The organism is Metabacillus bambusae (genome assembly GCF_017497975.1).
GTDB lineage: Bacteria > Bacillota > Bacilli > Bacillales > Bacillaceae > Metabacillus > Metabacillus bambusae.
Map to the genome: position 1 here is coordinate 131026 of NZ_JAGDEL010000015.1, position 6890 is coordinate 137915.

Genomic DNA, 6890 nt, shown 5'->3' on the forward strand with positions numbered 1-6890 from the left:
GGATGAATATTAAAGTAGACATAGACAAATCAGATGATAAGACGGTAGTTTTAGTTGCTGGTGAAATTGATGCATATACAGCTCCAAAGTTAAGGGAAGCTTTATTACCACTAGCCGAGGAGTCGAAGCCGAATTTAATTGTAAATTTGAAACATGTATCTTATATGGATAGTACGGGCTTAGGGGTATTTGTTGGTTTATTGAAAATAATAAGAAAAAACGATGGTCATCTAAACCTTGTGGAGCTGTCAGAACGCTTGGAGCGCTTATTTAGTATAACCGGGCTAAATGACATCATTGATATATCTTCAAAATCAGAAGGTGGGGTACAATGAACCAAATAGTAGATTATATTGAAATGAAGGTTCCAGCGAAGCCAGAATTTGTAGGAATAATCAGGTTAACTCTATCTGGAATTGCTAGTAGAATGGGATATTCATATGATGATATAGAGGATTTGAAGATTGCAATTAGTGAAGCATGTACGAACGCTGTGCATCATGCCTATAAGAGTAATGAGGGTGGTGAAGTTGTTGTAGGGTTTGCTCTCTATGCTGACCGCCTCGAGGTAATGGTTGCTGATAATGGTAAAAGCTTTGATTTCGAAAAAGCCAAAAATGAACTTGGTCCTTATTCTGCTTCTAGTCCAGTTGACCAGCTTCCTGAAGGAGGGTTGGGTCTCTATTTGATGGAAACGCTCATGGATGAAGTCCGTGTTCTTCTTAACTCAGGTGTAACGGTCTTCATGACTAAGTACTTAAGCGAGGAGCGGATAGATCATGGCACAACCATCTCGAACTATGAAGCTAACTAAAGATGAGGTTAACGAGCTAATTATTGATTTTCAGCAAACAGAAAGTAAAAGTGCACAATTAGCTCTTGTGGAACATTATACCGGCTTGGTCGATACACTAGCTAAAAAGTATTCAAAGGGAAAGAGTTTCCATGAAGACCTTAGACAGGTAGGGATGATTGGTTTATTAGGTGCAATAAGAAGATATGACCCTACAATTGGTAAGCCATTTGAGGCTTTCGCTATTCCAACGATTATTGGGGAAATTAAGCGTTTCTTAAGAGATAAAACATGGAGTGTCCATGTACCAAGGCGGATTAAAGAATTAGGTCCGAAGATTAAAGCAGCAGTTGACACACTTACAAATGAAAATCAAAGATCCCCTAAAGTACAAGAAATAGCAGAATATTTAGATGTAACCGAAGAGGAAGTATTAGAAACAATGGAAATGGGTAAAAGCTATCAAGCATTATCTGTTGATCATTCGATTGAAGCTGATTCTGAAGGAAGTACAGTTACTATCCTTGATGTTGTAGGTTCTCAGGATAAAGGGTATGAAGAAGTAAACCAAAAGCTTTTATTACAAAGTGTCTTACACGTTTTGACAGAGAGAGAGAGAGAAATAATTGATTGTACGTTTGTTATGAATAAAAGCCAAAAGGAAACGGGTGAACAGCTTGGTATCTCGCAAATGCATGTATCAAGACTACAGAGAAGAGCCATTCAAAAACTGAAAGATGCTCTATCAAAAGATATGCCCCCGGAGTTAAATCGATGATTGTTCAAGAATCAAACAACTTTGTACATACACTAGCTTATCAGGTACCGAAAGAAGGAAAACTCTGTTGTGGTGACAGCTTTTTTATAAAAGCAATGGAGGATTACTTTATATGCGCTTTAGCAGACGGTTTAGGAAGTGGTGAATATGCAAATGAATCTTCCTCTGCTATAAGTGCGCTAGTTGAGAAAAATCATGATGAAGATGTAAACGTCTTAATTGATCTCTGTAATCAGGAGTTGAAGGACAAACGAGGTGCAACAGTCTCGATCCTAAAAATTAACTTCAAGAGTAATCAGTTTACATATAGTTCTGTGGGGAATATCCGCTTTATACTCAGTTCACCATCCGGAGCCTATATCTATCCTCTACCAATCTTAGGCTTTCTATCTGGCAAACCTCAAAAATACCGAACTCAGACCTACTCGTATGAAAAAGGATCAAAATTTATTATTCATACTGATGGTTTGGTATTACCAGCGGTCAAAACGTTACTTAATAAAGGGCAAACAGTAGAAGAGCTATCAAGATATTTAGATGTATATACCAAAACCCGTAAAGATGACTTAACATATATAGTCGGTCAACTATTTTAGTGAGTTAGAATAGTAGACCGGCTATTACTTTTTAAAAAGGCTGTTTTCGTAAACTTTGTTACTATTAACCAAGTAATGCGGTGTGGTTGATTTGCAGTGAGAGATGCTCGCTTTCCGCGGGGCGGGCGGTGAGCCTCCTCGGCGTAAACGCCTGCATGAGTCTCACAATCCGTTCCAATCAACCTTAAATAGTTTTCGTTTTAAAGGTAACAAACTTTTAGAAAGGAGCCTTTTTAAAAAAAGTGAAGGCATTCTCGTTCAAATCTGACTAACTGTTTTAATTGAGTAACTATATTTGGTAAACTGATTACATATGATTCTGATAATGGTGAAAGAACTATTTAGTTGGAGGCTTAATGATGGTAGAAAAACGAGATCAAATTATGCAACAAATAAGTAAAGAATTGACGATAAATTTCAAGCAAGTAGCAAATGTAATAGGGTTACTTGATGAAGGAAATACAGTTCCCTTTATTGCAAGGTATCGAAAAGAACAAACAGGTGCACTCGATGAGGTACAAATTCGCGATATTTCTGAAAAGTGGACATACATACAAAATCTTGAAAATCGTAAAGAAGAAGTACTACGACTTATTGAAGAACAAGGAAAACTAACTGAACAACTCGCTGCTGATATTAATAAATCAATTAAGCTTCAGCAGGTTGAAGATTTATACAGACCATATAAACAAAAAAGACGAACAAAGGCAACTGTTGCAAAAGAAAAAGGTCTCGAGCCATTTGCTGAATGGATTCTTCAATTGCCAAGTCAGGGAGATATCAAAGAAAAGGCTAAAGAGTTCTTAAATGAAGAGAAAGAAGTGAACTCAGTAGAAGAGGTTATAAATGGTGCTAAGGATATTATTGCTGAGCAATTATCTGATGAACCGAAGTATCGCCAGTGGATCCGTGATATAACGTTTAAAAAGGGAATGATCTCTTCTTTGGTGAAAGATGAAGAGAAAGATGAAAAAAATGTATATGAGATGTATTACGAGTACGAAGAACCAATCCAAAAAATTGTTCCACATCGTGTACTTGCACTAAATCGTGGTGAAAAAGAAGAAATACTCCGTGTTTCCATACTGCCGCCACATGACCAAATTGTAGGTTACATTCAAAAACAAGAGTTAAAGGGTAAAGCCACGATTGTATATGACATCATGATAGAAACAATTGAAGACGCATATAAAAGACTAATTCAGCCATCTATTGAGAGGGAAATAAGAAAAGAATTATCTGAAAAAGCCGAGGATCGTGCAATACATATATTCTCGGAAAATCTAAGGAATTTGCTTCTGCAGCCTCCTTTAAAAGGAAGAATGGTGCTAGGTGTAGACCCAGCGTTTAGAACGGGATGTAAATTAGCTATTGTTGATCAAACTGGAAAAATGCTTCACATCGGTGTTATATATCCTCACCCACCAGTTAATAAGAAGGAGCAAGCGGTAACAGCTATAAAGGATGTTTTGGCAAAGTATGATATAGAGGTAGTGGCAATTGGGAATGGAACAGCATCACGAGAAACGGAACAATTTATAGTAGATGTTTTAAAGGAAGTGCAAGGCGAAATATCTTACCTAATCGTAAATGAGGCTGGAGCAAGTGTATATTCTGCATCTGATTTAGCTAGAGAGGAATTTCCTGATTTGCAAGTAGAGGAGCGAAGCGCTGTATCCATTGCAAGAAGACTCCAAGATCCACTAGCCGAATTAGTTAAAATTGACCCGAAATCTGTTGGTGTTGGTCAATATCAGCATGATGTATCACAAAAGAAACTAAATGAATCATTAACATTTGTAGTTGAAACAGTTGTAAACCAAGTGGGAGTGAATGTAAACACAGCTTCTTCTTCATTACTCCAATATGTTGCAGGCTTAAGTAAAGCAGTTGCAAACAATGTTGTGAAAAAAAGAGAGGAACTCGGGAGATTTTCTAGTCGAAAGCAATTAAAAGATATTCCGCGATTAGGCGCAAAAACATATGAGCAATGTATTGGGTTCTTAAGAGTGTTAGATGGTGATCAGCCGTTAGATCGGACGGGCATTCACCCAGAACGTTACTCAGAGGTGAAAAAATTACTAGATCAATTAAATGCGTCTGTTGCTGATTTGGGTAGTGAACATTTAAAAGATAAAGTGACAAATATTAATTTAAAAGAAACGGCAGAGGTACTTGCAATCGGTGAGCTAACCTTAAAGGATATATGTGATGCATTAATCCGTCCGGAAAGAGATCCCCGAGATGATGTAGCTAAACCGTTATTAAAGAAGGATGTATTAAAACTAGAAGATTTACAACAAGGAATGGAATTGCAAGGTACTGTACGTAATGTTGTTGATTTTGGAGCATTTGTAGACATAGGTGTTAAGCAAGACGGCCTTGTTCATATCTCAAAATTGAGCAAATCCTTTGTCAAACATCCACTTGACATTGTATCAGTCGGTGATGTTGTAACAGTGTGGGTAGATGATGTTGATTTTAAAAAAGGTAGAGTAGCACTTGCAATGGTAAAGAGTTAAAAGGAAACACTGCTTTTAAGAGCAGTGTTTTTCTCTATAGAAAAACCAGCATTGATTAAGTAATTTGATTTGATATCGATTTTTTTCGTAAAATGCACGTTGCATTTGATTTTGTAACCATGATGGCATTGCTCATACCTCCTTATTCTTTATAATGGAGTATGGGTGTTTATAATGTATGCAAAATGCTAGTACAGTGTTACCTTTAAAATTGGGGGAGTTTTTAGTGGATGATACAAAGCTTCAACAAATTGTTGAAGATATTTCTTTAACATATTTTCATAAACCGTTTAACCATCTGGCTACTTTTAATAAAAGACTTAGAACAACAGGTGGAAGATATTTATTAAGAAGTCACAATATTGATATTAACCCGAAGTACTTTCTTGAGCATGGTATTGATGAGATGATTGGGATTATTAAACATGAACTCTGCCATTATCATTTACATATAGAAGGAAAAGGATATAAACATGGTGATCAGGATTTTAAAGAACTACTTAAAAATGTAGGAGCTCCAAGATTTTGTACACCTTTAAAAGAGGAACGAGAAACCAAAAAGGTTGTTCTAATTTATAAATGTAAGAACTGTAATCAACTGTATACTAGAAAGAGAAGGGTTGATACAACTCGTTTAGTATGTGGTAAATGTGGTGGTAAAATCTATCTTTACAAAAAGGGTTGACGGAGCCTATGATGCTGTGATAAATTATAAAAGCCGTCGCTGATGGCAAATAACTTACAGATTAAATTGATAAGGAGCCTTGACAGGACAACCCTTAATCAATATAATAAAAGAAGTCTGTAACAATTATTCCGCAGTAGCTCAGTGGTAGAGCTATCGGCTGTTAACCGATCGGTCGTAGGTTCGAGTCCTACCTGCGGAGCCATATGGGGAAGTACTCAAGTGGCTGAAGAGGCGCCCCTGCTAAGGGTGTAGGTCGCGCGAGCGGCGCGAGGGTTCAAATCCCTCCTTCTCCGCCATAATTTGGCCCGTTGGTCAAGCGGTTAAGACACCGCCCTTTCACGGCGGTAACACGGGTTCGAATCCCGTACGGGTCATTATCATATTGTGAAAAGTAGGAAGTGGGCGCACTTGCGAATATGCACAAAGCTCACCTCCTATTTATTTCCACGAAAATCATCTGCTGGTCCGGTAGTTCAGTTGGTTAGAATGCCTGCCTGTCACGCAGGAGGTCGCGGGTTCGAGTCCCGTCCGGACCGCCATTACTTTGAAGATATTGGTAGAGAAAATAACTTGAAATGATGATTTGAATATGATAAAATTTAATTCTTGTTGTTTCAAATAAGAGGTAGTTATTCATAGGAGTTTTTTTGAAACATTTACAATGGGCTATAGCCAAGCGGTAAGGCATCGCACTTTGACTGCGACATGCGTTGGTTCGAATCCAGCTAGCCCAGCCATTTTTATACTAGTAATACTCATTTTTGAATGAGCCATTAGCTCAGTTGGTAGAGCATCTGACTTTTAATCAGAGGGTCGAAGGTTCGAGTCCTTCATGGCTCACCATTTACACACCATGCGGGTGTGGCGGAATTGGCAGACGCGCTAGACTTAGGATCTAGTGTCCTTGTGACGTGGGGGTTCAAGTCCCTTCACCCGCACCATTGTTTTCATTCGCGGTCGTGGCGGAATGGCAGACGCGCTAGGTTGAGGGCCTAGTGGGGGCGACCCCGTGGAGGTTCAAGTCCTCTCGGCCGCACCAAAAAAAGTAATATAAAAAGATATTGACTTAAAACTCAAGGAATGTTATTATAGAAAAGTCGCTTCTTGACAAACAACTCAGATTAACAACAAAATGCGCCCGTAGCTCAATTGGATAGAGCGTTTGACTACGGATCAAAAGGTTAGGGGTTCGACTCCTCTCGGGCGCGCCATATTTGACGGGAAGTAGCTCAGCTTGGTAGAGCACTTGGTTTGGGACCAAGGGGTCGCAGGTTCGAATCCTGTCTTCCCGACCAGACTTGTCATAACGCGGGTGTAGTTTAGTGGTAAAACCTCAGCCTTCCAAGCTGATGATGAGGGTTCGATTCCCTTCACCCGCTCCAAATAATGATCTTTGAAAACTAAACAAAACCAAGCGTGCCAACGTTAATTTTTAATTAACAAAACAACGTACTATATAGTACAAACTTATGAGCTATATCAAACACTTTATTGGAGAGTTTGATCCTGGCTC

Annotated in this window: 7 protein-coding genes and 11 tRNA genes; 17 read left to right on the plus strand and 1 reads right to left on the minus strand. The window is 38.6% G+C overall.

From position 1 onward, the window contains the following. Nucleotides 1–2: 2 nt before the first annotated feature. The 5 genes from I7822_RS18500 (at nucleotide 3) to I7822_RS18520 (ending at nucleotide 4689) form a co-directional block, all read left to right on the plus strand. A complete protein-coding gene (locus I7822_RS18500) occupies nucleotides 3–335 on the plus strand; it encodes an anti-sigma factor antagonist (protein ID WP_207980582.1) in 333 nt (110 codons plus the stop codon). Beyond that, entirely contained in the window at nucleotides 332–814 is a 483-nt protein-coding gene (gene rsbW, locus I7822_RS18505) for an anti-sigma B factor RsbW (RefSeq protein ID WP_207980583.1), read from the plus strand. Before I7822_RS18500 ends, rsbW begins: the two co-directional genes overlap by 4 nt. Then, nucleotides 780–1571 (plus strand): RNA polymerase sigma factor SigB, encoded by a 792-nt coding sequence (gene sigB / locus I7822_RS18510; RefSeq protein WP_207980584.1) that lies wholly within the window; start codon nucleotides 780–782, stop codon nucleotides 1569–1571. Before rsbW ends, sigB begins: the two co-directional genes overlap by 35 nt. Then, the gene (locus tag I7822_RS18515) at nucleotides 1568–2167 is read left to right on the plus strand and encodes a PP2C family serine/threonine-protein phosphatase (RefSeq protein WP_207980585.1); all 600 of its coding nucleotides are present in this window, start codon (nucleotides 1568–1570) and stop codon (nucleotides 2165–2167) included. Before sigB ends, I7822_RS18515 begins: the two co-directional genes overlap by 4 nt. A gap of 359 nt (nucleotides 2168–2526) precedes the next feature. Then, a complete protein-coding gene (locus I7822_RS18520; RefSeq protein ID WP_207980592.1) occupies nucleotides 2527–4689 on the plus strand; it encodes a Tex family protein in 2163 nt (720 codons plus the stop codon). A 15-nt stretch (nucleotides 4690–4704) separates the two neighbouring features. On the opposite strand, the gene cmpA is transcribed toward I7822_RS18520, so the two are convergent. Continuing rightward, nucleotides 4705–4818 (minus strand): cortex morphogenetic protein CmpA, encoded by a 114-nt coding sequence (cmpA, locus tag I7822_RS18525; RefSeq protein ID WP_156177859.1) that lies wholly within the window; start codon nucleotides 4816–4818, stop codon nucleotides 4705–4707. Between the two features lie 97 nt (nucleotides 4819–4915). Between cmpA and I7822_RS18530 the strand changes: the two genes are divergently transcribed. From I7822_RS18530 to I7822_RS18585, 12 genes are all read left to right on the plus strand, one after another. Then, nucleotides 4916–5374: a SprT family protein gene (locus I7822_RS18530; protein WP_207980586.1), complete on the plus strand. Its 459-nt coding sequence runs from the start codon at nucleotides 4916–4918 to the stop codon at nucleotides 5372–5374. Between the two features lie 130 nt (nucleotides 5375–5504). After that, nucleotides 5505–5579, plus strand: a tRNA-Asn gene (locus I7822_RS18535). Nucleotides 5580–5582: 3 nt separating this feature from the next. After that, nucleotides 5583–5673, plus strand: a tRNA-Ser gene (locus I7822_RS18540). 6 nt (nucleotides 5674–5679) lie between these two features. Further along, nucleotides 5680–5751 (plus strand) — tRNA-Glu (locus tag I7822_RS18545). A gap of 88 nt (nucleotides 5752–5839) precedes the next feature. After that, nucleotides 5840–5916, plus strand: a tRNA-Asp gene (locus I7822_RS18550). Between the two features lie 123 nt (nucleotides 5917–6039). Then, nucleotides 6040–6114 (plus strand) — tRNA-Gln (locus I7822_RS18555). 30 nt (nucleotides 6115–6144) lie between these two features. Next, nucleotides 6145–6220, plus strand: a tRNA-Lys gene (locus tag I7822_RS18560). Between the two features lie 12 nt (nucleotides 6221–6232). Then, nucleotides 6233–6318: transfer RNA gene (locus I7822_RS18565), tRNA-Leu, on the plus strand. A 12-nt stretch (nucleotides 6319–6330) separates the two neighbouring features. Beyond that, nucleotides 6331–6416: transfer RNA gene (locus I7822_RS18570), tRNA-Leu, on the plus strand. A 95-nt stretch (nucleotides 6417–6511) separates the two neighbouring features. After that, a tRNA-Arg gene (locus tag I7822_RS18575) sits at nucleotides 6512–6588 on the plus strand. A 7-nt stretch (nucleotides 6589–6595) separates the two neighbouring features. Next, nucleotides 6596–6672: transfer RNA gene (locus tag I7822_RS18580), tRNA-Pro, on the plus strand. A 13-nt stretch (nucleotides 6673–6685) separates the two neighbouring features. Next, nucleotides 6686–6759: transfer RNA gene (locus I7822_RS18585), tRNA-Gly, on the plus strand. Nucleotides 6760–6890 lie beyond the last annotated feature (131 nt).